This is a genomic window from Serratia proteamaculans (assembly GCF_949794035.1).
GTDB lineage: Bacteria > Pseudomonadota > Gammaproteobacteria > Enterobacterales > Enterobacteriaceae > Serratia > Serratia proteamaculans.
This window is the reverse complement of record NZ_OX461105.1, coordinates 4721912-4748040: the sequence shown is the minus strand read 5'-3', so window position 1 is coordinate 4748040 and position 26129 is coordinate 4721912. Positions and strand designations below refer to the sequence as shown.

The following is a 26129-nucleotide window of genomic DNA, read 5'->3' as shown; positions in this document are numbered from 1 at the left end:
AATTAACGCACTTTCAATGGATCTTCATCCGCCAGACGTTGGTCTTCCGCCTGGCAAGCTGCCGCGGTGAACAGTACGTCGGTAGAAGAATTCAGCGCGGTCTCGGCAGAGTCTTGCAGTACGCCGATGATAAAGCCGACGGCAACCACCTGCATGGCCACATCGTTCGGGATACCGAACATGTTGCACGCCAACGGGATCAGCAACAGCGAACCCCCGGCCACGCCGGAAGCCCCGCAGGCACAGACCGCCGCGACAATGCTTAACAGCAGCGCGGTTGGGATATCAACTGGCACACCCAAGGTATGCACTGCCGCCAGCGTCAGCACGGTAATGGTGATCGCCGCACCGGCCATATTGATGGTCGCGCCCAATGGGATGGAAACCGAGTAGGTGTCTTCGTTCAGATTCAGCTTTTTGCACAGTTCCATATTCACCGGAATATTGGCGGCTGAGCTACGGGTGAAGAATGCGGTCACGCCACTTTCGCGCAGGCAGGCAAACACCAGCGGATAAGGGTTGCGACGGATTTTCCAGAACACGATCAGCGGGTTCAGCACCAGTGCGACCAGCAGCATACAGCCGATCAACACCACCAGCAGTTGGGCATAACCCCACAGCGCACTGAAGCCGGTTTCTGCCAGCGTCGAAGCCACCAGGCCGAAGATGCCGAGAGGGGCGCAGCGGATCACCGCACGCACCACCATGGTGACCGCATGCGACATATCGTTAATCAGCGATTTAGTGGTGTCGGAGGAGTGGCGCAACGCCAGTCCCAGACCCACGGCCCAGGCCAGAATACCGATATAGTTAGCGCTAATCAGCGCCTGGAACGGGTTGGCTACCACGCTCAACAGCAGGCCTTTCAGCACCTCTATAATGCCGCCCGGTGGGTTGATGTCGGTATTACCGGCCACCAGCGCCAGATTGGACGGGAACATAAAGCTGACCACGACCGCCACCAGCGCTGCAGCGAAGGTACCCAGCAGGTAGAGGAACAGGATCGGCCGGATATTGGTTTTCTGCCCGTGTTTATGATTGGCAATGGAGGCCATCACCAACACCAGCACCAATACCGGTGCCACCGCTTTCAATGCACCAACAAACAGCGCACCCAGCAGACCCACTGCCGAAGCCGTTGCCGGTGAGACCAGCGCGATGATAATACCGGCCACCAGGCCGACCATGATTTGTTTGACCAGACTGCCCTGAGTGATCTTTTGTAGTAGTTTTTGCATAGTGCTTTTCTTCCCGATGATGTTGCTTACAGCTTTATCTCGGCGGGAACCTCGCCGGACAACTTTATTTGTATCTGTAACCAAGTGTGTTTGCCAAATCAGTATTCAGTAAACCAATGGGGTTGGAAAGGGCCAGCGGTGAAATTCTAAGGGCGGATCAACTCTTGATAACATACTGGTTACATTTGTGTGATCGCAATAACGTTTGGCGTTTGGGACGAATTGCCAAACAATCACGGGGCGACTAGCGCCCCGGATAACAGATTATGGAGCTTTATTATTGGCCAGGCGGTCATTCCGGCGGTTAACCCAGGCGTTGATCAACAACGTCAGCGTCAGAATACTGGCGACTACGCCGAGCGAAACACCGATCGGGATGTGGAATAAATCGATAATCAGCATCTTGACGCCAATAAACATCAGGATCAGCGACAGGCCGTATTTCAGCATCGAGAAGCGCTCAGCCACATTAGCCAGCAGGAAGTACATGGCGCGCAGGCCCATGATGGCGAACAGGTTAGAGGTCAGTACGATAAACGGATCCGTGGTCACGGCAAAGATAGCCGGGATGCTGTCGACCGCAAAGATCACATCACTCAGTTCCACCAGAATCAGCACCAGCACCAGCGGCGTAGCAAACAGCAGGCCGTTGCGGCGCACGAAGAAGCGCTCACCTTCCAGGTTGTCGGTCATGCGCAGGTGACTACGCAGCCATTTCACCAGTGGCTTGTCGCCAATTGCAGCACCATCTTCCTTCGCCAGCGCCATCTTGATACCGGTGAACAGCAGGAAAGCGCCGAACAGGTACAGCAGCCACTGGAACTGGGTCACTAGCCAGCTACCGGCGAAGATCATGATGGTACGCAGTACGATCGCGCCCAACACGCCAAAAATCAGCACCCGACGCTGCAGGTTGGCCGGAACGGCAAAGTAACTGAACAGCATCAGCCAGACGAAGACGTTATCAACCGCCAGTGCTTTTTCGATCAGGTAACCGGTGAGGAAGGCCAGTGCCTGGGTATCGGCGACGGCACGTCCGGCAGTTTGGTTCAGGTAGTACCAGAAACCCAGGTTGAACAGCAGAGACAGGCTGACCCACACCAGTGACCAACTGGCGGCCTGCTTCAGCGTCATGGTATGTGCGCCTTTGCGGCCCTGCAGCAGGAGGTCGATTGCGAGCATCACAACTATGATGGCGGCAAAGCTGCCCCATAACCAAGGTGTGCCAACGGTATTCATCATCAGAGGTATCCTTCAAAAACAAAAACGGCCAACGTCGGAAGACGCTAGCCGCTCTTATGAACGCTGCAAGCAAACCTCGCCTTCCGGCAAGGTCTCACTTACAACGTTGATGAAGGTGCACCTTAGTGCGCCCTGACATCAGGTTGCCCGGTAACCGGGTGCTTGCGCACCGTAATGACGATTAACCGGCAATGAAGTTACTCCCCTTTGCACGGCAGAAAGTAATGCAAAATGTGTCAGTGGTCAACGTTTATTGCGTTACCCGGCCAGGGCTTTTTGTGCGCCGAGGCTGACGACAAACCCTTGCAACAGCAGTCGGCTGAATGGGGTATCGCTAACCTGCTGTTGCTTAAGCTGATACTCCTCCTGTTGCTGCGGATAGAGCTCGCCAAGCCAGCTCAGATACTGGTGCATCACCGCGCCGTTAAATTCCGGATGGAACTGGGTGGTCAGCACTTGCTCGCCATAACTGAGGATCTGGTAAGCATCCTGCTGCGAACGCGCCAACACCACGGCGCCGGCAGGGGGCGTCAATACGCTCTGCGCGTGGATCAGATTCGCCTTGAAGCGCGGTGGCAGCATCGCCATCCGCCGGTCATTGGCGGCGGCGGGCAACAGTTCTATCTCCAGCGTGCCGACCTCCATGCCCTGCGGGTGATAGCCGACTTCCCCGCCAAGCGCATAGGCCAGCAGCTGGTGGCCATAGCAGGCGCCAAAAATAGGCAGTTTGATCAGCATGGCCTGTCGCAGCCATTCGGCGGCCTGTTCACTCCAGGGCAACTGCTTGGTGACCATCGCCGGTGAACCGGTGATCACCACGCCAGAGTAGTGTTGCGGCGGCAGCGGTTGTTCACCCGCGGGAAGATGTACGATCTGTACGCGATCGACGTCAATGTTTCCCTGTTGCAGGAACATGCCGTCGAAATTGGCTTTTTCCTGGCGGATCACCTCCGGCGCGTCGCCGGTTTGCATCAGTAATAACGGCTTCATGTCATGCTCCGTCGGCAGGAAATACTACGCCGGTCTGGCGGCGGATTTCGGTCAGCAGGCGGGCGATAATCAGCGAATTCTCTAACCCCGGGTGTTCCACCTGCCGTTTTTCCACCAGTTCGGCGAACACTTGCGCTTCATACAGCATGGTATTGATATGCTGCGGCTGGGTCAGATCCTGGCGCTGACCACCGCGCGGCGTTAGTACCACGCCCTGACACTCCGAAATTTTCTCAATCATCAGCGTACCTTCTTCACCCTGGATCTCGCTCGGAATGTCAGAGTTGCTCACCTTGGAGTGGGAGAGGGTCACATCGAAATCGCCGTAATTGAGGCAGGCGGTGCCGTGCGCATCAACGCCGGTATCCAGCAAGCTCGCGCTGGCGATCACCGATTGAGGCTCGCCGAACAGCGCCACGGCACTGGCCAGGCAGTAATAACCAATGTCCATGATCGAACCGTTGGAAAACTGCGGGTTGAAGGTATTTGGGTTTTCACCAGCCAGATAGCGTGGGTAGCGTGAGGAGTACTGGCAGTAATTGATAAAGGCTTTGCGCAGGCGGCCGATTTTCGGCAGCGTTTGTTGCAGCGTCAAGAAATTGGGCAAATGGGCGCTTTTAAAGGCTTCGAACAGTACTACCTGATTTTCACGTGCACAGGCCACCAGCTTCTCGGCTTCGCGCAGGTTGGATACCAGTGGCTTTTCGCAAATCACGTGCTTTTTATGGCTGAGGAACAGCAGCGACTGCTGGCAGTGCAGACTATTGGGGCTGGCGATGTAAACCGCGTCGATGGCGTCCGACTGGGCCAGCGCCTCAAGGGAATCGAAAAACAGACTGACGGGGTAGTTGGCACCAAATGCCTGCGCCTGTTCGAGCTTGCGCGAATAGACGGCGGTCAGCTTCAGCTTGCCGCTTTCGTGTGCGGCGTCAATAAAGCGTTCCGTAATCCAGTTGGTACCAACAACGGCAAAGCGAATCATAGATATCTCCGGTTCCCAGGCGACGGGTAGAAAGAATCAGATTATCACGGCATTTACCGAAGGCGAATCCTGCTATGCATACAGATTGCCAAACACGGAGAGGTGGGTCAGATACAGCCGGGTATCGAACTCCAGTTGATGGTAATTGGGTTCCATATGGCAACACAGGCTGTAGAAGGCTTTGTTGTGGTCTTTCTCTTTCAGGTGCGCCAGTTCATGCACCACGATCATGCGCAGAAACGGCTCCGGTGCCAGCTTGAATACCGTCGCCACGCGGATTTCTGCCTTGGCCTTCAGCTTGCCGCCCTGCACGCGGGAAATGGCGGTGTGCATGCCGAGTGCGTGTTTCATTACCTGGATTTTACCGTCGTAGGCCACTTTGCTCAGCGGCTGGGCATTGCGCAGATACTGGTTTTTCAGATCGACGGTAAATTGATAAAGCGACTTGTCGGTGGTGCAGTCGTGCACCTGGGGATAGCGCTGCAACAGCACCTCACCCAGACGTTGCTGGTCGATCAACTGCTGCACCTGGCTTTGCAGATGTTCAGAGTAACCCTGCAGGTAAGTCAGTTCGGACATCGTCTTCCCGTATTGGCCATAATTCAGCGGGTCATTGTATGATGTTTTTTCGCGCAAAGCCCGCAAAGGGCAATTTATCCGAAAAAACATTTTACTGCCGGACGTTTTTAGGGGATAAACAGCCCAAATTTTATCAGTCAGGAGGGGCAATGAGCCAACTCGATCTGGGAACACAGCAACTTGAGCTGGAACGTTATCCCCAACAGGAAGAATCCACCCAACTACAGGCGTGGGAAGCGGCGGACGAATATCTGCTGCAACAGCTTGAAAATGTAAACATTGGCGATCGTCCGGTGCTGATTTTCAACGACAACTTTGGCACGCTGGCCTGTGCGCTGCACGGTCATCAGCCTTACAGCATCAGCGATTCCTATATGAGCCAGTTGGCCACGCGCCATAACCTGAAGCTCAATGAATTGGATCCGGAGCAGGTTACGCTGCTGGACACCCTGGCCGAATTGCCTGCGTCACCGGCGGTGGTGTTGATCCGTATTCCTAAAGCGTTGGCACTGCTGGAACAGCAACTGCGTGCGTTGCGTGATGTGGTGGCACCGGACACGGTGATCATCGCCGGGGCTAAAGCGCGTGACGTGCATACCTCGACCATGCAACTGTTTGAAAAGGTGCTCGGTCCTACTCGCACCAGCCTGGCATGGAAGAAAGCGCGGTTGATCCACTGTGACGTCGCCGACATCGTGCCACCGGTAGCGCCGGTAACCACCAACTGGGTGCTGGACGGTACCGATTGGATTATCCACAACCATGCCAACGTGTTCTCACGCAGCAACCTGGACATTGGCGCACGCCTGTTCCTGGATCATCTGCCGCATGACATTGAAGGCCACATCATCGATCTGGGCTGCGGCAACGGTATCATCGGCATGGCCGCATTGATGCAGAACCCGCAAGCGCAGGTGAGCTTTGTTGATGAGTCCTACATGGCGGTGGCCTCCAGCGAACTGAACGTGGAACATAACTTGCCGCAGGATATGGATCGTTGTCAGTTTGAAGTGAATAACTCACTGGCGGGGATTGAGCGTGAAAGCGTGCAGGCGGTGCTGTGTAACCCCCCATTCCACCAGCAGCATGCGATTACCGATCACACCGCCTGGCAGATGTTCTGTGACGCCAAGCGTTGCCTGCAGGTAGGCGGCGAGTTGCGCATCGTTGGTAACCGCCATCTGGATTACCACCAGAAACTGAAGCGTTTGTTCGGCAACTGCACCCTGATCGCATCCAACAAGAAGTTCGTGATCCTGAAAGCGGTGAAATCCGGCGCACGTTACTGATTGATTGAGGGGCGCAGTGAATGCGCCCCTGATTGTAATTACAGCGCCATCGCCAGCCGCGTGCCTTGATCGATAGCGCGGCGGGCATCCAGCTCGGCGGCGACGTCCGCTCCACCAATCAAATGCACCGTTTTGCCCATCGCCAGCAGCGGTTGCTGCAGTTCACGACGCGGTTCCTGCCCGGCGCAGATAATCACCGTGTCGACCGGCAAGCAGCTTTCCTGCTCGGCTCGTGAAATATGCAGCCCTTCATCGTCAATACGCTGATAATTCACGCTATTGAGCATTTTTACGCCGCGCATCGCCAGACTGGTGCGGTGGATCCAACCGGTGGTTTTCCCCAGGCCTTCTCCCACTTTGCTGGTTTTGCGTTGCAGCAGATAGATTTGCCGGGCCGCACGCGCCGCCACGGGCCCCTGGGCTGCCAGTCCGCCGCGTTGGTTAAGCTGGTCGTCGATGCCCCATTCACGGTTAAACTCAGCCTGATCCAGGCTGCTCGATACTCCGTGCTGGCTGAGGTACTCGGCAGTGTCGAAGCCGATGCCGCCGGCACCGATAATCGCCACCCGCTGGCCGACCGGTTTTTTGTCACGCAGTACATCCAGATAGGTCAGGACTCTGGCGTTATCAATACCGGGGATCTCCGGGGTACGTGGCACGATGCCGCACGCGAGGATCACTTCGTCAAATTCAGCCAGATCGGCCGCGGTCACCCAACTGCCCAGCTTTAGCGTGACTTCCAGCAGTGCCAGTTGGCGGCGGAAGTAGCGCAGGGTTTCATGGAATTCTTCTTTGCCGGGGATCTGTTTGGCAATATTGAACTGGCCGCCAATCTGATCGGCGGCGTCGAACAACGTCACCCGGTGGCCACGGCTGGCGGCGGTGGTAGCAAACGCCAGTCCGGCCGGTCCGGCACCGATCACCGCCAGTTTCTTCGGTTTTTCTGCCGCGATCAGGGGCATTTCGGTTTCGCGGCAGGCGCGTGGGTTAACCAGGCAAGAGGTGAGTTTGCCTTCAAAAATCTGGTCGAGGCAGGCCTGATTACAACCAATGCAGGTATTGATCTCGTCGGCACGGCCCTCGGCCGCTTTTTGCACAAAGGCGGCGTCGGCCAGGAACGGGCGAGCCATCGATACCATGTCGGCGCAGCCGTCTGCCAGCACTTGCTCTGCGACTGCCGGATCGTTAATGCGGTTGGTGGTGATCAGCGGAATGCGCACTTTGCCCATCAGCTTACGGGTCACCCAACTGAAACCGGCGCGCGGCACCATGGTGGCGATGGTCGGAATACGCGCCTCGTGCCAGCCGATGCCGGTGTTGATAATCGTCGCGCCCGCCTGCTCAACCGCCAGCGCCAACTGCTCGATCTCCTGCCAGCTGGAACCGTCCTCCACCAGATCCAACATCGAAAGACGGTAAATCAGAATGAAGTCGCTGCCGACGGCCTGCCGTACGGCCCGGACGATTTCCACGGCAAAGCGCATGCGGTTGCTGAAGCTGCCGCCCCATTGGTCGTCGCGCTGGTTGGTGCGCGACACCAGGAATTGGTTGATCAAATAGCCTTCGGAACCCATCACCTCGACGCCATCGTAACCGGCCTGCTGTGCCAGTGCCGCGCATTGGGCGAAGTCGGCGATAGTCTGCAGAATGTCTGCTTCGCTCAGCGCGGTGGGGGCGAAGGGATTGATCGGTGCCTGCAGCGCGGAGGGCGCGACCGGCTGCGGCTGATAGCTGTAGCGGCCAGCATGCAGGATTTGCAGCGCAATTTTGCCGCCGGCCTGATGGACGGCCTCGGTGACAATGCGGTGATGACTGACCTGCTGTGGCTGGCTGAGGGTGGAGCCGCCGCGGTACACCACGCCTTTTTCATTGGGGGCGATACCGCCGGTGACGATCAGCGCCACGCCGGCGGCCGCGCGTTCGGCATAGAAAGCAGCCATACGCTCGGGGCCATTGGGCAGTTCTTCCAGGCCGGTGTGCATCGATCCCATCAGCACCCGATTTTTCAGGGTGGTGAAGCCGAGATCCAGCGGCGCCAGCAGGTGTGGGTAATTGCTCATTGCAGTCTCCATCGCTCATCCCCCCGCATCTTTCAAACTGCAGCGTTGTTGGCCGCGTTCGTTCACCCCAGTCACTTACCAAAGTAAGCTCCAGGGGACTCTCAAACTTGCCGCCTAACTGCCGCTCGAAAGCTTTTGGGTATGATCAGTTGTTATTATTATGTACGACCAAGTGGTCGGATGAGATAAATCTAGCCGTTGTCACTGCCGTTGGGAATCTGTGTTGCGCTGAATGTGATAGATGTCATGGATCTTTATTGTTGTTTGCATCGTGAACAACAAATCGGTTAGCATTTGTGCGTTGTCAATCCCTTCTCTCTGCGGAGCCATCACCGAAAATGAACAAACACGCCTGTTGATATCTTGTCCCACGTTGAGCACACCGGTGCCATGTGGGGATGTTTTGATCTCATCCAGGAGTGCTTATGGCTCATTTTGCGCAGTCCCCTCATTTTGTTTTACATCAACTGACCTGCCAGTTTGCTGACGGCGAAACGCTGTTCGGCCCGTTGGATCTCACTTTCGATCAACAGCACTGCGGCCTGGTTGGGCGCAACGGCGTCGGAAAAACTCGTCTGCTACGGCTGATTGCCGGGCTGGATCTGCCCGGTGGTGGGCATGTCGAATCCCATGCTTCACTGGCCTACGTAGCGCAGCAGCCAGACATCGCGCCACAGACTACGCTGGCCCAACTGCTGGGCTATGGCGAGACCTTTGCCGCACTGACCCGCCTTGAGCAGGGGCGACCGCAGGCGGAGGATATCGATCGTCTGGAAGGGCAGTGGGATCTGAACGATCGTTTGCAGGCTGCATTTGCCACCGCCGGGTTACCGGCTTTCGATCCGCAACGGCCGGTGAAGGATCTCAGTGGTGGCGAACGGATGCGCGCCGCATTGTGCGGCGCGATGCTGGGTAACGCCGACTTCTTGTTATTGGACGAACCGACCAACCATCTTGATACTCGCGCTCGCGAGGGGTTATATCAGCAGTTAGAAAGCTGGCGCGGCGGTTTGCTGGTCGCCAGCCACGATCGACAACTGCTGGCGCGCATGCAGCGTATTGTCGAGCTGACGCCCGGCGCACTGCACAGCTACGGCGGTAACTACGATGATTATCGCCACCAGCGTGAGCTGGAGCAGCAGGCGGCACGTGCCGGGCTGGAACATGCGCGTCAGGAACGTCGGCGCACTCGTGCCCGACAGCAGAAAGAGCACGACATCAGCCAGCGGCGCTCTGCACAGACGCTGAAAACCGTCGATACGCTGAACATCGCCTCTTTTGAGCGCGTGGCTTACAAGGCCGCGGCCAAAGAGAGCCTGGGTACGCTGCGCAAACAGCATCAGGAGCAGAAAGGCTCCCTCGATGCCGCGGTGCGTGAAGCCTGGCAGCGGGTGGAGGAAGACAGCCCGGTAATGTTGACCCTGCCGGGCAGCGCTGTGGCGGCGGGCAAACAGGTTCTGGTGCTGGAACAGCTGCAACTGCCTTTTATCACTATGCCGCCGTTGGATTTACGTATCGATGGCCCGATGCGCGTGGCGCTGACCGGCCCGAATGGCTGCGGTAAATCCACCTTGCTGAAGGTGATCCTGGGGCAATGGGCAGCCAGGGGTGGTCGTTGCCACTGTCCGCTGCCGACGGCTTATCTCGACCAAAACCTTTCCCAACTCGATCTGTCGCTTTCGGTGGTTGAACACCTTGGCCTGCAGGATTCGCCGCTCAACGAGGGCAGGATGCGTAGCCAGTTGGCACAGTTACAGCTAAACGCCGAACGGGTGCTGTTGCCGCTGGCGGCGCTGAGTGGCGGTGAGCGATTGAAAGCGGCGTTGGCCTGCATGCTGTGGCGGCAGGAGCCAGCGCAGTTGTTGTTGCTGGATGAACCGACCAACCACCTGGATCTGGCGTCGTCGCTGGCTATCGAGGCTGCACTGGCCAGTTTTCCCGGTGCGATGCTGGTGGTTTCCCACGATGAGGCATTTCTGCAGGCGTTAAAATTGACCCACCGTTTACAGTGGCGGCAGGAAGGGTGGCAACTTCAGGTCTTTTGATGGAAGACCGTGGCCGCCAGTTTCGTTTCAGGGATTAATGCATTCCAGCAGCAGGGTAAAGGCGGCGGCCATTTGTTCTTCCGGCACGCAGGCGAAGCCCATCAGCAGACCACGGCGATGGTTGGGCAGCATGTAGTAACGCGACAGCGGTCGCACCAGTACGCCGCGTTCGTTGGCGGCGGCGGCGATCGCGACATCGTCAGCCTGGTCCGGCAGGTTAAGGATCAGGTGCAGCCCGGCGTTGTTGTTGAATTCGCTCAACGCCTGTTTACCCAGGTGCTGCTCGATCAACGCAGTTAAAAACGCCCGGCGTCGGGCATACAACAGCCGCATGCGACGGATATGCGCGGTGTAGTGGCCTTCCTGAATAAACTGCGCCAGTGCGGTCTGGATCAGCAGGTGACCGCCGCGGTACAGCTCGGCATGGGCGGTTTTCAGCGCCGCCATCAAGGGTTTTGGCAACACCACGTAACCCAGCCGCAGCGCAGGGTACAGCGTTTTGCTGAAGGTGCCGATATAGATCACCGGCGCGTCGGCTTCCAGCCCCTGCAACGCCGGGATCGGCTGGCCGGAAAAGCGGAATTCACTGTCGTAGTCATCCTCAACGATCCAACTGCCGCCGTTGCGCGCCAGCGCCAGCAAGCGTTGTCGCCGCGCCAGACTCATCACCGATCCCAGCGGATATTGGTGCGACGGAGTAACAAATATCAGTCGCGGTGCACCTGTGGGCTGCTCCGGCGGTACCATGCCGGCCTCATCAACCGCCAGCGGGCAGATATTCACGTCGTTCATCCGCAGGATATTGCGGATCCCCCAATAGCCCGGTTCTTCAATCCAGGCGTCGTCGCCAGGATTGCACAGCAGCCGCGTCACCAGATCTATCGCCTGATGGATGCCTTCGGTAATCAGAATTTGCTCCGGCGAACAGCGTACCGAGCGCGCCACGCGCAGATAATCCACCAGCGCATGCTGCAATTCAGGGCTGCCACCCTGGTTGCTGTAGGTCAGCCGCTGTGGGGCTGGGCGGCGACTGATCCGTGCCTGTATTTTGCTGAATAACTGGTGTGGGAAGGCATTCACATCGGGCACGCCGGGAATAAACGCCCCCCATTGTTTGGGGCTGGCACTGGCGTGATGTAACAGGGCGGCCCCACGTTCCGACAGTTCAATACCCCGTTGTTCCCCGTCACTGCCTGCGGGTGCGCTGGCAGTGGATAAACAACTGTCCGGCACGGTTTCGGCGACGAATGTGCCACTTCCGGCGCGTGCCAGCACATATCCTTCTGCCAGTAATTGTTCATAAACGGTTAAAACCGTGTTGCGTGAAAGGCTAAGCTCTTGCGCCAGATCGCGTGAGGCGGGCAGGCGGCTGGAGGGCGGCAGGCTGCCGTCCAGAATGCTGGTGCGGATCGCGTTATATAGCCGTTTATGCAGCTTGTCATCGGGCTGTTCGCCGAGACGCTGCAATAACAGGTCACCACTCAGTGAGCGCAATTGGATCCCTCAATTAATCGTAACTGGCTCTCGATTATAGGGCCACATCCTGTGTAAATAAACGTCATTGTTTCACGAATGTGAACGAAACGTACAGATGGCACCGCCCACCGACCGGAGAGAACAACATGAAAAACGCAGAATTGAATCAACGTCGTCAAGATGCCACCCCACGCGGGGTGGGTGTGATGTGTGATTTCTACGCAGAGCGCGCAGAGAACGCCACGCTGTGGGATGTCGAAGGCAATGAAGTGATCGATTTCGCCTCCGGTATTGCGGTACTGAATACCGGGCACCGCCACCCTAAGGTGATCGCCGCGATTGAAAAGCAGCTGAAGGCCTTCACCCACACCGCTTACCAAATTGTTCCTTACGAAAGCTACGTCACCCTGGCGGAACGTATCAACCAGCGTGCGCCAATTGAAGGCCCATGCAAAACTGCCTTCTTCACCACCGGTGCCGAAGCGGTAGAGAACGCAGTCAAAATTGCCCGTGCCCATACCGGTCGCCCAGGGCTTATCACCTTTGGCGGTGGTTTCCACGGCCGTACCTATATGACCATGGCGCTGACCGGCAAAGTGGCACCTTACAAGCTGGGCTTCGGACCCTTCCCCGGTTCGGTGTTCCACGGTCAATACCCGAATGCGCTGTACGGCGTGACCACCGAAGACGCAATGAACAGCCTGGAACGTATCTTTAAAGCGGATATCGATCCCAAGCAGGTCGCGGCCATCGTGCTGGAGCCGGTACAGGGCGAGGGCGGTTTCAACATCGCACCGGCCGAATTCATGCAAGCGCTGCGTACGCTGTGCGACGAGCACGGCATTCTGCTGATTGCCGATGAAGTACAAACCGGGTTTGCCCGTACCGGCAAACTGTTCGCCATGGATCATTACAGCGTGAAACCCGACCTTATCACCATGGCGAAAAGCCTGGCGGGCGGTATGCCGCTGTCGGCGGTGGCAGGGCGTGCCGAAGTGATGGACGCTCCGGCTCCGGGTGGGCTGGGTGGTACCTATGCCGGTAACCCACTGGCGGTGGCGGCAGCGCTGGCGGTACTGGAGGTGATTGAAGAAGAACAACTGTGCCAGCGTTCGCAGCGTCTGGGTCAGCATCTGGTGGAAGTGTTGCAGCAGGCGCGCCAGACCAGCCCGGCGATCGTGGATATCCGCGCGCAGGGTTCGATGGTCGCGGTGGAGTTCAACGATCCGAAGTCCGGCAAGCCTTCGGCGGAGATTACCCGCCAGGTGCAGCAGAAAGCGTTGGCAGAAGGCCTGTTGCTGCTGAGCTGCGGCGTCAATGGCAACGTGATCCGCTTCCTGTATCCGCTGACCATTCCTGAAGATCAGTTCACCAAGGCGCTGGGCATTCTTTCTCGCGCGCTGGCCCAATAAGGAGTGATCGGCAATGAAATTGAATAATCCCGAGCTGCTGCGCAGCCAGTGCCTGATTAACGGTGAGTGGTGCGATGCGCTGAGCGGCAAGCGTGAAGCAGTGATCAACCCGGCGACCGGCGTCGAATTGGCCAGCATTCCGCTGGTCAGCGGTGAAGAAACCCAGCAGGCGATTAACGCGGCGCAGGTGGCGCAGCAGGGCTGGAAACAACTGACGGCCAAGCAACGTTCCGCACTGCTGCTGGCCTGGGCCGACAAGGTACTGGCAGCGCAGGAAGATTTGGCGCAGCTGATGACCGCTGAGCAGGGCAAGTCATTGGCGGAAGCGCGTGGCGAAGTGGCCTATGCCGCTTCGTTTATCACCTGGTTTGCCGAAGAAGCTAAACGGGTCGACGGGGCGGTATTGCAGGCGCCGCTGGCCTCACAGCGCCTGGTGGTGGTCAAACAACCGATTGGCGTTTGCGCGGCGATCACGCCGTGGAACTTCCCGGCGGCGATGATCACCCGCAAGGTAGCACCGGCGTTGGCAGCAGGCTGCGCCATTATCGTTAAACCGGCCGAACAAACGCCGCTGACCGCGCTGGCGTTAGGCAAGCTGGCGCAGGATGCCGGTATTCCGGCGGGCGTATTGCAGGTGGTCACTGGCGATGCTGCTCAGGTAGGCAAGGTGCTGTGCGACAGCCCGGTAGTACGCAAACTGAGTTTTACCGGTTCGACCGAGGTCGGCCGCATTCTGATGGCGCAGTGCGCGCCAACCATCAAAAAACTGTCGCTGGAACTGGGCGGCAATGCGCCGGTGATCGTGTTCGACGACGCCAACCTGGACGCGGCGGTGGCGGGCATTATGGCCTCCAAATTCCGCAACAGCGGCCAGACCTGCGTTTGCGCCAACCGTATCTATGTACAGGACGGCATTTATGACCGTCTGGTGGACAAACTGGTGGCGGCTGGTCGAACAACTGAAAGTCGGCGACGGCAGCCAGGAGGGCACCACACAGGGGCCGTTGATCGACCAGGACGCAGTGGAAAAAGTACAAAGCCACATCGACGATGCGTTGATCAAGGGTGCGCAGATCGCTATCGGCGGTCAGCCACACGCGCTGGGACGGACCTTCTTCCAGCCGACGGTCGTGACTGGGGTGACGCAAAAAATGCGCTTCGCCAAAGAAGAAACCTTTGGCCCGGTAGCGCCGCTGTTCCGTTTCCATGATGAGGCGGAAGCCATCGCCATGGCCAACGATACCGAATTCGGCCTGGCAGCCTATCTGTTCACGCAGAACGCCTCGCGCCAGTGGCGGGTACCTGAAGCGTTGGAATACGGCATGGTCGGCATCAATACCGGACTGATTTCCAACGAAGTCGCGCCGTTTGGCGGCGTGAAGCAGTCAGGGCTCGGACGTGAAGGATCGCGTTACGGGATTGAAGAATATCTGGAGCTGAAATACCTGTGTATCGATGTGAGCTGTTAACCACCGGGAAATTAACCGATCCCGGTGGCCAGGGCCGCCGGGAGACAAAGGATGCCGTATGTCTGCTGAAAATACCTCTGTTTCTCCGGCGCTTGCCGCCGGGGTGCGAGCACCTGCACCCACCAAATCACTGAGTTTCCTCGAAGGGGTGGCGATGATTGTCGGCACCAACATTGGCGCCGGCGTGCTGTCTATCGCTTACGCTTCCAGCAAGGCCGGTTTTCTACCGCTGCTGTTTTGGCTGGTGCTGGTGGGCAGCCTGACCACCATCACCATGCTGTACGTTGCCGAATCTACCCTGCGCACCCGCGCCCACCTGCAATTAAGCGGGCTGGCGAAACGTTATGTCGGCGGCATTGGTGCCTGGCTGATGTTTGCTTCGGTCTGCGTTAACAGCGTCGGGGCGCTGACCGCCTACATGACCGGCAGCGGCAAGCTGTTGCAGTCTCTGTTTGGCATCTCTCCGGCGATCGGCAGCCTGCTGTTTTTCGTGCCGGCGGCGGGGGTGTTGTACCTGGGGCTGAAGGCGATTGGCCGCGGCGAAAAGTTTATCAGTATCGGTATGGTGGTGATGCTGACCGCGCTGGTGGCGGCCACACTGCTTAAAGACACCAGCCAGATGCGCAACCTGCTGGACGGTGACTGGCGCTTTATGGTGCCGGTATTCAACGTGGTGGTGTTCTGCTTCTCGGCGCAGTACATCGTGCCGGAAATGGCACGCGGTTTCTCCGATAAGCCGGAGCAGCTGCCTAAGGCGATTATGGTCGGTATGGCCGTGACCTTTGTGCTGCTGGCGGCGGTGCCAATGTCGGTGATTGCGCTCAGCGGGTTGGCGGGTATCTCTGATGTGGCGACCATCTCCTGGGGCCAGGCGTTAGGGCAGTGGGCGTTCTTCTCCGCCAACATCTTTGCTCTGTGCGCGATGCTGACCTCCTACTGGGGGTTGGGCGGCAGCTTCCTGACCAATATTTTCGACCAGTTCAGCCTGGGTAATGACGAACAGCCACTGCGCCGCTTCGGCGTGCTGATGCTGGTGGTGTTGCCGCCGTTTGTGCTGGCATACAGCGGGCTGGTGTCCTTCGTTAACGCGCTATATTTCGCCGGGGTATTCAGTGGGGTGATCCTGTCGATTATGCCGATGCTGATCCTGCGTGGGGCGCGCAAGCACGGCGACCAGACGCCACGCTGGCAGTGCAGCTGGATCACTCACCCGTTGTTGCAGGTCAGCATCGTATTGCTGTATCTGGGCAGCGCGGTGTACGCGATTGCGTCGCTGTTTGGCTATCTGCCCTCTGGATGGTGAATTGCCTTCCCTCAAGAAGTGATGTTATTTCTCGATAATTGAGAACGGCGGCGTCGTGGCCGCCGGTTTTTTTTACCCGCGCATTTTCTCCGGCAGCGCCAACCAGGCCTGCACCGAAGGACGTTGCCACTGCTTTTGCGCATAGTGGCGAATGTTTTCCGGCACCGCATCGCCGTGTATCACCAGCCGATTGAGCATCAATGCCAGATCGGTATCGGCAATGCACCATTCCCTGAACAGATTATCCTGGCCGTGACTCAGCAGCTTTTCGACTGCGGCGATCAACTTGCTGGTGGCAACCTGTGCGGCTGCAGATAACGGAGGAAACTTGGCGTTAAGGAACACCGCCTCTGTCGGCCGCTCGGCACGCAGTGCCAACAGATCGCTACGCAGCCACGCCTGGACTTCGCGGGCCTTGGCGCGTTGTTTGACATCACGCGGGTACACCGGGTGGGCCGGGTGGATCTCATCCAGATATTCATCGATGGCTGAGGACTCCGACAGCTGAAACTCGCCGACCACCAGCGTCGGTACCCGGCGCGTTAATGACAGCGCCGCGTAGGCCGGCTCTTGGTTTTTCCCCTGCGACAGGTCGACCTGCTTCAGGGTGAAGGGAATGCCTTTCTCCGTCAGTGTAATAAACGCCGACATGGCATAGGGGCTGAAAAAGTTGGCATCGGTATAGAGTTCGGCTATCGGCTGAGACATTGGGTTTTCCTCAAGGCAAAGGGAGGCGAACTTTGATAATTGACGAGCAGTGGCTAAAAATCAATCTGTTAGCAGAAAGTTATTTCAACGGCGACTCGCGCTGCAGGCGGTGGCTACTGGCATTGTGATATATTTGTTGCCATTAAGTTGAGTTTGGCAGCGTGAAGTAACATGAAGAAGCAGTGGGTAGAAAGTTTGAAAATGGGGTGCGCACGTTTATGGCCGCATCCCTTAGCCGTCGGCAAAAAGGAGATTTTGCTTTCCAGCGTCGGCGCTGGGTTGGGGCTGATGATTTCCGGTTGGATCAGCCATTTTGTGCTGGGTGAGGTCAACCTGTGGTTTATTGCCCCGATGGGGGCTTCTGCGGTGCTGTTGTTTGGCGTGCCAAACAGTCCGCTGGCGCAGCCATGGTCGATCGTCGGCGGCAATATCTCGGCTGCGGCGGTAGGGGTCAGCACCAGCCTGCTGATTGCCGATCCCGGCCTGGCCTGTGGGGTGGCGGTGGCGTTGGCGATTGGGTTGATGTTCAAACTGCGCTGTTTGCATCCGCCCGGCGGCGCGGTCGCGCTGACTGCGATCCTCGGCGGACCGGGTATTCACCAACTGGGCTACAGCTTTGTGCTGTACCCGGTGCTGCTGAACTCGGTGCTACTGGCCGTGCTGGCGATTATCTTCAATAATCTGGCCGGACGACGTTATCCGCACCCCTTGGCCTCGGCCGAAGCCAAGCCAGCCAATCTGCCGATTGATGCGGTGTCTATCACCCGTGCCGATCTGCACGAGGCGCTGATGCAGGGCGAGCTGTTTGATATCGACGAAGACGATCTGCAGGAAATCCTGCTGCGTGCCGAACAACTGGCTCACCAGCGGCAGAACGGTGGTGCCTGATTAGGCTAGCGGGCGGAAACAAAAAAGCCACTTCTGAGGAAGTGGCTTAATGTGCTGTTATATCAGCTAAAATTTGGTGGCCCCTACTGGACTTGAACCAGTGACCAAGCGATTATGAGTCGCGTGCTCTAACCAACTGAGCTAAGGGGCCAAGCGGCGAGATTATACGGTAATCCTTCGGCGCAGGTCTACTGTTAACCATCTGTATGTTGCTTTTCTGCGCAGTTCTAGCCTGTTGTAATTGCTGGCGGATTTTGCGATAACCGCTGTAAATCCCTTTAATGGACTCTCGAACCCTATGGAACTCCTGGCGCCCAACCTGCGGGTGGTGTTTTGCGGCATCAACCCTGGCCTGTCTTCGGCCCATCAAGGCTACCCTTTTGCTAACGGCAGCAACCGCTTCTGGAAAGTGGTGCATCAGGCCGGTTTTACCGCTAGTCAGTTAGCGCCGGAGCAGTGGCAACAGCTGCAGGAGACCGGCTGTGGCATCACCGCCTTGGTGGCGCGGCCTACAGTGGCAGCCAGTGAGGTAACGCGTGACGAACTGCTCAGCGGCGGTGAGGCGTTAAAGGAAAAGATCCTGCGTTACCAGCCGCGGGCGCTGGCGATTTTGGGCAAGCAGGCGTTCAGCAGTGCCTTTGGGGTGCGTAAAGCGTCCTGGGGACGTCAGGACATGACGATCGGTAAAACTGAAGTGTGGGTGCTGCCGAACCCCAGCGGATTGAACCGTGCCACGCTGGAGCAGCTTACAGAGAGCTATCGCGAGCTGTTCCTGGCATTGAAATAAGTCAGATGGATTTTAGGCAATAAAAAAACCCCGGCGAGCCGGGGTTTTTTGCAAGCAGCTAAACCTTAGTCGTCCAGGAAGCTACGCAGCACTTCGGAACGGCTTGGGTGGCGCAGTTTACGCAGCGCTTTGGCTTCGATCTGACGAATACGCTCACGGGTAACGTCGAACTGTTTGCCCACTTCTTCCAAGGTGTGGTCAGTGTTCATATCGATACCGAAACGCATACGCAGCACTTTCGCTTCGCGGGCGGTCAGGCCAGCCAGGACGTCGTGCGTTGCAGAGCGCAGGCTTTCCGAGGTAGCAGAATCCAGCGGCAGCTCGAGGGTGGTATCCTCGATGAAATCGCCCAGGTGTGAATCTTCATCATCACCGATTGGCGTTTCCATGGAGATCGGCTCTTTGGCGATCTTCAGCACTTTGCGGATTTTGTCTTCCGGCATCAGCATGCGTTCAGCCAGCTCTTCCGGCGTCGGCTCGCGGCCCATCTCTTGCAGCATCTGGCGCGAAATACGGTTGAGTTTGTTGATGGTCTCAATCATATGCACCGGAATACGGATGGTACGCGCCTGGTCGGCGATAGAGCGGGTGATAGCCTGACGGATCCACCAGGTGGCGTAAGTTGAGAACTTATAACCACGACGGTATTCAAACTTGTCTACCGCTTTCATCAGACCGATGTTGCCTTCCTGGATCAGATCCAGGAACTGCAGACCGCGGTTGGTGTATTTCTTGGCGATAGAAATAACCAGACGCAAGTTGGCTTCAACCATCTCTTTTTTCGCACGGCGGGCTTTCGCTTCACCGATAGACATACGACGGTTGATGTCCTTCACCTGCTCGATGGTCAGGCCGGTCTCTTCTTCGATCTGACGCAGTTTCTGCAGGCTGCGCTGGACGTCATCCGCGACGTCTTTCAGCTTTTCTGACCATGGCTTGGCCATTGCCAGTGCGGCTGCGAACCAGGTATCGCTGGTTTCATTGCTGGAGAACAGGGTAACGAAGTTTTTCTTCGGCATTTTGCACTGTTCAACGCACAGCTTCATGATGATACGTTCTTGAGTACGAACGCGGTCCATCATGATGCGCATGCTGTTGACCAGGAAGTCGAACTGTTTTGGCACCAGGCGGAACTGCTTGAACACTTCAGACAGCTTCAGAATTTCTTCTGCTGCGCTGGCGTGGCTGCGGCCGTTCTTTTTGATGACAACACGCGTCGCTTCATACTGATCGCGCAGGTCGGAGAATTTCTGACGAGCCAGCTCTGGATCGATGCTGTTGTCGTCTTCTTCTTCTTCGTCATCTTCTTCGTCGTTGTCTTTCTGCTCTTCGGTCGACAGCTCAGAACCGACGTGCGTCGCGGTAGGAGCGATGTCCTCTTCCGCATTAGGATCGACGAAGCCGATGATCAGGTCGGACAGGCGAGCTTCGCCCGCTTCGACGCGATCGTACTGCTCCAGCAAATAGGTGATGGCTTCCGGGTACTCGGCAACGGAGCACTGAACCTGGTTGATGCCGTCTTCAATACGCTTGGCGATGTCGATTTCGCCTTCGCGCGTCAGCAGTTCAACGGTCCCCATTTCGCGCATGTACATGCGCACCGGGTCGGTGGTACGGCCAATTTCAGACTCAACGCTGGACAACACTTGAGCAGCCGCTTCCGCCGCATCATCATCGGTGTCGGTGGTGTTCTCGGCCAGCATCAGGTCATCGGCGTCCGGTGCTTCTTCCAGCACCTGGATGCCCATGTCGTTAATCATCTGGATGATGTCTTCGATCTGGTCGGAGTCGACGATATCTTCCGGCAGATGGTCATTGACCTCAGCATAGGTCAGATAGCCTTGCTCCTTACCACGGGTGACAAGTAGCTTTAGCTGTGACTGCGGGTTTTGCTCCATAAGACGGTATCCACACTTCAGAGTATTGGGGTTGGTGTCGGTCGGCGAAACCGCCAACAATAGCATTTGGGGCGTTTTTGTTGTTGCCGCGGCCCACTGTGGCGGCATATTGCAGGGCTCTGCCCTCGCATTTATCGGCACTTAAGCCGTTTAGGTATTCAGTTTTTCTTCGCTAGCACTTGGTTAAGAGAACGGACTTCTTCACGTTCTTCCGGGCTGAGGCCGTGCGTTCTGGCCTGGGCGATCAATGTCTCCAGCCGTTGCTCCAGTACCGAGTCATAAAGGCTGGCCAGGGTATCCAAAAAGGTCTGTTCGACCCTTTCCTCAACGATCATATGGTTCCATGTCGCCAAGGTTTCAAGTTGCTGGCTCAATTTGTTGTCGCGATACTGCTCCAACAACAGGCCGGTAGTCAGGCCCGGCTGCGCTAAACAGGTCTGCACCAGCTCGACAAACAGCGGTAAACCGGCCTGTTTGGTCTGCTCTAATCCCTCGAGTGAAGGGATAAGTGTAGCCAGTTGCGGATTTTGTACCAGTAACCCTATTAGTATACGCATGGTTGTGCGTTTTAGCTGGGGCGCCTGGTAGGTATTCGCATTTTCAGCCTGTTTGGGCATCAGCTTGTCGAGCTGGCTATCATCCAGCAGGCCAAGCTTGCTGCCGAGCTGTTGTCGCAGGTACAAGCGCAACGTTTCGCCCGGCACCTGAGTAATCAGCGGCAGTGCCAGCGTGCTCAGCTTGGCGCGACCGTCCGGGCTGCTCAGATCGACCTGTGGCATCAGGGTTTCGAACAGGAAAGTGGAAAGCGGCTGCGCCAGCTCCATTCGCTGTTCGAAGGCCTCTTTGCCTTCTTTGCGTACCAATGTGTCCGGGTCTTCGCCATCAGGCAAGAACATGAACCGCAGCTGACGCCCGTCATTCAGATAGGGCAGCGCGGTTTCCAGTGCGCGCCAGGCCGCTTCACGGCCGGCCCGGTCACCGTCATAGCAACAGACCACGTTATCGGTGGCGCGGAACAGCAGCTGAATATGTTCAGCCGTCGTTGAGGTTCCGAGCGAGGCGACGGCATAATCAATGCCGTATTGCGCCAACGCCACCACGTCCATATAGCCTTCCACTACCAGCAAACGCTGCGGGGTAGGGTGGTTCTGCTGCGCTTCATACAGGCCGTACAATTGACGACCCTTGTGGAATACTTCAGTTTCCGGCGAGTTCAGGTATTTCGGCATGCCGTCACCCAGCACGCGCCCGCCAAAGGCGATCACTCGCCCGCGTTTGTCGCGAATAGGGAACATCACGCGTTCACGGAAACGATCGTACGAGCGTCCTTGATCGTTAGTCACCAGCATGCCGGCATCGTTCAATGCGCTGCGGCTGTCGGCGTCGCGACCAAAACGCTTTAAAGCATTATCCCAACCGGCAGGTGCAAAGCCGATGGCAAAATGGCGGATAACGTCGTCACTCAACCCGCGCTGTTGCAGATAATCACGCGCCGGCGTACCGGAAGATTGATGCAATGACTGTTGATAGAACGCACTGAGCTGTTCCATCAGTTGATACAGGCTTTGGCGCTGATGACGTTCGATTTGTGTCGGTCCGGAGCCCGCCTCGTAAGGCACTTCCAGTCCGTGCATGGTTGCCAGCTCTTCGATGGTTTCGACAAACTCAAGTCGGTCGTAATTCATCAGAAAGTCGACGGCGTTACCGTGCGCACCACAACCAAAACAGTGATAAAACTGCTTTTCGCCATTAACGGTAAATGAAGGCGTTTTTTCGTGGTGGAACGGACAGCACGCGTGGTAGTTCTTGCCCTGCTTCTTGAGCTTTACCCGGGCATCGATCAGATCGACGATGTCGGTACGAGCCAGCAAGTCATTGATAAATACACGCGGAATTCGTCCAGCCATAAGCCCTTACTTCACTAGCCTATAAACGAGAACAAGCCGCGCATTCCTTTCGGAAAGCACGGCCTTCGTATGCAACTACTCGGTCTGCGCGATTTTTAAAATCAGAAATTCACGCGGCGGGGTTACCCCCGAAGAATTAATACAGACGAGTGCGGCGTGCGTTTTCGCGAGCCAGTTTCTTCGCGTGACGTTTCACAGCAGAAGCTTTAGCGCGTTTACGTTCGGTAGTCGGTTTTTCATAGAACTCGCGACGACGAACTTCAGCTAAAACGCCTGCTTTTTCGCAAGAGCGTTTGAAACGACGCAGAGCAACGTCAAATGGCTCGTTTTCACGTACTTTAATTACAGGCATGTGCCTCTCACCTCAATAAAATTCGGTTTGCTGCTGGCCAAGCGCCAGCAATTTCAAAATGGTGCGGAATTTTACTTCAACGGATGCTGCTTTGTAAAGCACCACAGCAAATTGAAACCTGCGGCCACCCTGGTAAAACATGCGCAATTTTGCATCGGGCGCTGATTATAGACTAATCAGAAAAAAATGCTCGTTTTTAATCAAATAGGCATTTATGGCTGGAATCATCAACATAGCCCAATGTGGCTGACAAGATGCGCCGCGCTGGCGGCAAACAGGCCTGATTGTGCTAAACTGACGGCCGCACGTGAATGATGGGAAATGTAATGCGAGTACTGGGTATAGAAACCTCCTGCGATGAAACCGGAATTGCAGTGTATGACGATCAGGCCGGTTTATTAGCGAATCAATTGTATAGCCAGGTGAAGCTGCATGCCGACTACGGCGGCGTGGTGCCGGAACTGGCTTCCCGCGATCATGTGCGTAAAACCGTGCCCTTGATTCAGGCGGCATTGAAGGAAGCGAACCTGACCGCGGCCGATATCGACGGCGTTGCCTATACCGCCGGGCCCGGCCTGGTGGGGGCGTTGCTGGTCGGCGCGACCATTGGTCGTGCGCTGGCGTTTGCCTGGGGCGTGCCGGCCGTACCGGTGCACCACATGGAAGGCCACCTGCTGGCACCGATGCTGGAAGATAATCCACCGGCGTTCCCGTTTGTCGCGCTGCTGGTTTCCGGCGGCCATACCCAGTTGATCAGCGTGACCGGTATTGGCCAATACCAACTGCTGGGCGAGTCGGTCGACGATGCGGCGGGTGAAGCCTTCGATAAAACTGCCAAGCTGCTGGGGCTGGACTATCCCGGCGGGCCAATGTTGTCGAAAATGGCGCAGCAGGGTACCGCGGGCCGTTTCACCTTCCCGCGGCCGATGACCGATCGTCCGGGGCTGGATTTCAGCTTCTCCGGGCTGAAGACCTTTGCCGCCAATACCATTCGCTCCAACGGTAATGACGATCAAACGCGTGCGGACATTGCCCGGGCGTTTGAGGATGCGGTGGTCGATACGCTGGCAATCAAATGCAAACGCGCGCTGGAGCAAACCGGTTTCAAACGACTGGTGATGGCTGGCGGCGTCAGTGCCAACCGTACGCTACGGACCAAAATGGCGGAAATGATGCGCAAACGCGGCGGTGAGGTGTTCTATGCCCGTCCGGAATTCTGCACGGATAACGGCGCGATGATCGCTTATGCGGGTCTGGTGCGGTTGCAGAGCGGTGCCAATCCGGAACTGAGCGTTTCGGTGCGACCGCGTTGGCCGCTGGCTGAATTGCCTGCAGTATAAATAGTCGAAAGGCCGGAGCTCTCCGGCCTTTTTAATTACTCTTCTTTCTTCTCTTCTTCCTGCTCTGACCCTGCCGCGTCGGTTTTCTTCTTGCGAAAGACACTCCAGATTTTCCCTTCCTGGCCACGCCACAGGCGCTGAATATTGTCGTGGTGCCGCATCAGGATCAAACACGACAGCATCGCTACCGGGAAGGTGAATTGTGGTTTGAACCACCAGACGTAGAACGGAGCAATCAGCGCGCTGATAATCGCACCCAGCGAGGAATAACCACTGAGCAATACGGTCAGCAGCCAGGTACCGGTCATCAGGCCGGTAAGATCCCAGCCGATCGGCGCTATGGCACCAAACGCCGTCGCCACGCCTTTACCGCCGCGGAAGTGGAAGAACACCGGGTAGATATGCCCCAGGCAGGCGGCAATCGCCGTCAGGCCGAGATACAGCGGCGGGACATCAAGTTTGTATGCCAGCCAGACCGGCAGCATCCCTTTGAGAATATCGAATACCAACACCGCCGCCGCAGCGACGCGACCGCCGATGCGCAGGACGTTGGTCGCTCCTGGATTCCCTGAGCCATTTTCACGCGGATCGGGCAGCCTGGCGATCCGGCAAACCAGGATCGCACTGGAAACTGAGCCACACAGATACGCGAAGATAATCATGCCAAGCGCGGTAGCACTCATAACGCGGTTCCGTTTAATAAGGGTCGTTTTACTCTCAACATATATGGATAATACTCATATTCCGCTGGAAGTGGTATCCGGCAAGGCCAAAAACAGAGAATGACGTGATGGATATCGTATTTATAGAAGAGCTTACCGTAATTACTACCATTGGCGTTTATGACTGGGAACAAAACATTCGCCAGAAGCTGGTGTTCGATATCGAAATGGGTTGGGACAACCGCCAGGCCGCCGCCAGTGACGATGTGAATGACTGCCTGAGCTACGCCGATATCAGTGAAGCCATCATCCAGCACGTGGAACCCAATCGCTTTGCGTTGGTGGAGCGGGTTGCAGAGGAAATATCTGAAATATTACTCCAGCGCTTCAATTCCCCGTGGGTCCGTATTAAGGTCAGCAAACCGGGCGCGGTTGCACATGCCAGCCGGGTTGGGGTGATCATTGAACGTGGCACCCGGCCGGTGTGACGTTCTGTCATTCTTGTGCAACTTAAGACCGTTAACCTGGTCTGAACCTGAGAATTGTTTTAGCGGCAATGTATTGAACACTGCCGCTTTTTTATGTTTATAGCCGTAAATTTATAGGGTGATCGAAGCACATGGCGGACATGCATTCACTGTTTATTGCGTTTGTTCTTGGGGTGGTCGAAGGGTTAACTGAATTTTTACCGGTGTCTTCTACCGGGCACATGATCATTGTCGGCGAGTGGCTGGGTTTTACCGGCGATAAGGCCAAAACCTTTGAGGTGATCATTCAGCTGGGGTCGATTCTGGCGGTGGTAGTGATGTTCTGGCGTCGCTTGTTCGGGCTGATCGGCATTCATTTTGGTGGTAAGCCGGTCGAACACGAAGGTAAAACCACGGGCCATTTGAAACTGGGTCATATTCTGTTGGCGATGATCCCGGCGGTAGTGTTGGGGCTGCTGCTCCATGACTTTATCAAGTCGCTGTTTGCACCGAAAAACGTCATGTATGCGCTGGTGGTCGGCGGTTTCCTGCTGCTGGCAGCGGAATGGTTCAAGCCGAAAAAACCAAGTGCAGAAGGGCTGGATGATATTACTTATCGCCAGGCGTTTATGATTGGTTGCTTCCAGTGTCTGGCGTTGTGGCCGGGCTTCTCCCGCTCAGGTTCCACCATTGCCGGTGGCATGCTGGTGGGCGTGAATCGTTACGCGGCTGCGGAGTTCTCTTTCATTCTGGCGGTGCCGATGATGATTGGTGCCAGTGCACTGGATCTGTACAAGAGTCTGCACTTCCTGACGATGGGCGATTTACCGATGTTTGCGGTCGGTTTTGCCACTGCCTTCGTGGTAGCGCTGATCGCGATCAAGACCTTCCTGTCGCTGATCAAACGCATCTCGTTTGTGCCGTTCGCCATCTATCGCTTTATCGTGGCGGGCGTGGTTTACATGGTCTTCATGTAAGCTGAGCTGCAATAAGAAACCCCGCATTGCGGGGTTAGTTTGATGACAAACACCCGAA

At 56.8% G+C, this 26129-nt stretch carries 21 protein-coding genes, 1 tRNA gene and 1 pseudogene; 10 read left to right on the top strand and 13 right to left on the bottom strand.

The window, feature by feature from the left end:
* Positions 1-2: 2 nt before the first annotated feature.
* From sstT to QOT07_RS22010, 5 genes are all read right to left on the bottom strand, one after another.
* Positions 3-1238, bottom strand: a complete 1236-nt coding sequence (sstT, locus tag QOT07_RS22030; RefSeq protein ID WP_099062132.1) for a serine/threonine transporter SstT — start codon at positions 1236-1238, stop codon at positions 3-5.
* A gap of 264 nt (positions 1239-1502) precedes the next feature.
* Positions 1503-2480, bottom strand: coding sequence for a TerC family protein (locus tag QOT07_RS22025; protein WP_112363732.1), 978 nt, complete (start codon positions 2478-2480; stop codon positions 1503-1505).
* A gap of 258 nt (positions 2481-2738) precedes the next feature.
* On the bottom strand, positions 2739-3470 hold the full coding sequence (locus QOT07_RS22020) for a glutamine amidotransferase (protein WP_283603926.1): 732 nt from the start codon (positions 3468-3470) through the stop codon (positions 2739-2741).
* Between the two features lies 1 nt (position 3471).
* The gene (locus QOT07_RS22015) at positions 3472-4452 is read right to left on the bottom strand and encodes a Gfo/Idh/MocA family protein (RefSeq protein WP_099062135.1); all 981 of its coding nucleotides are present in this window, start codon (positions 4450-4452) and stop codon (positions 3472-3474) included.
* 72 nt (positions 4453-4524) lie between these two features.
* Positions 4525-5031, bottom strand: a complete 507-nt coding sequence (locus tag QOT07_RS22010; RefSeq protein WP_099062136.1) for a M48 metallopeptidase family protein — start codon at positions 5029-5031, stop codon at positions 4525-4527.
* Between the two features lie 149 nt (positions 5032-5180).
* On the opposite strand from QOT07_RS22010, the gene rlmG reads away from it, so the two are divergent.
* Positions 5181-6320 carry a 23S rRNA (guanine(1835)-N(2))-methyltransferase RlmG gene (gene rlmG / locus QOT07_RS22005; protein ID WP_099062137.1) on the top strand — a complete coding sequence of 380 codons (1140 nt, stop codon included), beginning with the start codon at positions 5181-5183 and terminating at the stop codon, positions 6318-6320.
* A 38-nt stretch (positions 6321-6358) separates the two neighbouring features.
* Here the strand turns inward: rlmG and QOT07_RS22000 are convergent, their stop codons facing one another.
* Positions 6359-8380, bottom strand: coding sequence for an NADPH-dependent 2,4-dienoyl-CoA reductase (locus QOT07_RS22000; protein WP_099062140.1), 2022 nt, complete (start codon positions 8378-8380; stop codon positions 6359-6361).
* Between the two features lie 425 nt (positions 8381-8805).
* Between QOT07_RS22000 and QOT07_RS21995 the strand changes: the two genes are divergently transcribed.
* Positions 8806-10425 (top strand): ABC-F family ATP-binding cassette domain-containing protein, encoded by a 1620-nt coding sequence (locus QOT07_RS21995; RefSeq protein ID WP_283603925.1) that lies wholly within the window; start codon positions 8806-8808, stop codon positions 10423-10425.
* A 27-nt stretch (positions 10426-10452) separates the two neighbouring features.
* Here QOT07_RS21995 and pdxR read toward each other — a convergent pair whose 3' ends face one another.
* Positions 10453-11919: a MocR-like pyridoxine biosynthesis transcription factor PdxR gene (pdxR, locus tag QOT07_RS21990; protein ID WP_207977379.1), complete on the bottom strand. Its 1467-nt coding sequence runs from the start codon at positions 11917-11919 to the stop codon at positions 10453-10455.
* A 128-nt stretch (positions 11920-12047) separates the two neighbouring features.
* On the opposite strand from pdxR, the gene QOT07_RS21985 reads away from it, so the two are divergent.
* The 3 genes and pseudogenes from QOT07_RS21985 (at position 12048) to QOT07_RS21975 (ending at position 16085) form a co-directional block, all read left to right on the top strand.
* Positions 12048-13313 (top strand): 4-aminobutyrate--2-oxoglutarate transaminase, encoded by a 1266-nt coding sequence (locus QOT07_RS21985; RefSeq protein WP_283603924.1) that lies wholly within the window; start codon positions 12048-12050, stop codon positions 13311-13313.
* Between the two features lie 13 nt (positions 13314-13326).
* A pseudogene (locus tag QOT07_RS21980) lies at positions 13327-14782 on the top strand (NAD-dependent succinate-semialdehyde dehydrogenase).
* A 58-nt stretch (positions 14783-14840) separates the two neighbouring features.
* Complete coding sequence (locus QOT07_RS21975; RefSeq protein ID WP_099062144.1) at positions 14841-16085, top strand: aromatic amino acid transport family protein; 1245 nt, start codon at positions 14841-14843, stop codon at positions 16083-16085.
* 72 nt (positions 16086-16157) lie between these two features.
* Here QOT07_RS21975 and yfcF read toward each other — a convergent pair whose 3' ends face one another.
* Complete coding sequence (gene yfcF / locus QOT07_RS21970; protein WP_283603923.1) at positions 16158-16793, bottom strand: glutathione transferase; 636 nt, start codon at positions 16791-16793, stop codon at positions 16158-16160.
* Between the two features lie 171 nt (positions 16794-16964).
* Between yfcF and QOT07_RS21965 the strand changes: the two genes are divergently transcribed.
* Positions 16965-17681, top strand: coding sequence for an HPP family protein (locus QOT07_RS21965; RefSeq protein ID WP_099062146.1), 717 nt, complete (start codon positions 16965-16967; stop codon positions 17679-17681).
* A 74-nt stretch (positions 17682-17755) separates the two neighbouring features.
* Here QOT07_RS21965 and QOT07_RS21960 read toward each other — a convergent pair.
* Positions 17756-17832 (bottom strand) — tRNA-Ile (locus QOT07_RS21960).
* Positions 17833-17979: 147 nt separating this feature from the next.
* On the opposite strand from QOT07_RS21960, the gene mug reads away from it, so the two are divergent.
* Complete coding sequence (gene mug / locus QOT07_RS21955) at positions 17980-18468, top strand: G/U mismatch-specific DNA glycosylase (protein ID WP_099062147.1); 489 nt, start codon at positions 17980-17982, stop codon at positions 18466-18468.
* A 65-nt stretch (positions 18469-18533) separates the two neighbouring features.
* On the opposite strand, the gene rpoD is transcribed toward mug, so the two are convergent.
* From rpoD to rpsU, 3 genes are all read right to left on the bottom strand, one after another.
* Positions 18534-20366 carry an RNA polymerase sigma factor RpoD gene (gene rpoD, locus QOT07_RS21950; protein WP_283603922.1) on the bottom strand — a complete coding sequence of 611 codons (1833 nt, stop codon included), beginning with the start codon at positions 20364-20366 and terminating at the stop codon, positions 18534-18536.
* A 158-nt stretch (positions 20367-20524) separates the two neighbouring features.
* Positions 20525-22273 (bottom strand): DNA primase, encoded by a 1749-nt coding sequence (gene dnaG / locus QOT07_RS21945; protein ID WP_085119308.1) that lies wholly within the window; start codon positions 22271-22273, stop codon positions 20525-20527.
* A 136-nt stretch (positions 22274-22409) separates the two neighbouring features.
* Positions 22410-22625, bottom strand: coding sequence for a 30S ribosomal protein S21 (rpsU, locus tag QOT07_RS21940; protein ID WP_001144069.1), 216 nt, complete (start codon positions 22623-22625; stop codon positions 22410-22412).
* A gap of 326 nt (positions 22626-22951) precedes the next feature.
* On the opposite strand from rpsU, the gene tsaD reads away from it, so the two are divergent.
* Positions 22952-23965 carry a tRNA (adenosine(37)-N6)-threonylcarbamoyltransferase complex transferase subunit TsaD gene (gene tsaD / locus QOT07_RS21935; protein WP_085119307.1) on the top strand — a complete coding sequence of 338 codons (1014 nt, stop codon included), beginning with the start codon at positions 22952-22954 and terminating at the stop codon, positions 23963-23965.
* A 35-nt stretch (positions 23966-24000) separates the two neighbouring features.
* On the opposite strand, the gene plsY is transcribed toward tsaD, so the two are convergent.
* Positions 24001-24648 (bottom strand): glycerol-3-phosphate 1-O-acyltransferase PlsY, encoded by a 648-nt coding sequence (gene plsY / locus QOT07_RS21930; RefSeq protein ID WP_099065691.1) that lies wholly within the window; start codon positions 24646-24648, stop codon positions 24001-24003.
* A 107-nt stretch (positions 24649-24755) separates the two neighbouring features.
* Here plsY and folB point away from each other — a divergent pair, with 107 nt between their 5' ends.
* Positions 24756-25115 (top strand): bifunctional dihydroneopterin aldolase/7,8-dihydroneopterin epimerase, encoded by a 360-nt coding sequence (gene folB, locus QOT07_RS21925; RefSeq protein WP_006320572.1) that lies wholly within the window; start codon positions 24756-24758, stop codon positions 25113-25115.
* 131 nt (positions 25116-25246) lie between these two features.
* Positions 25247-26071, top strand: coding sequence for an undecaprenyl-diphosphate phosphatase (bacA, locus tag QOT07_RS21920; RefSeq protein WP_085119304.1), 825 nt, complete (start codon positions 25247-25249; stop codon positions 26069-26071).
* Positions 26072-26129 lie beyond the last annotated feature (58 nt).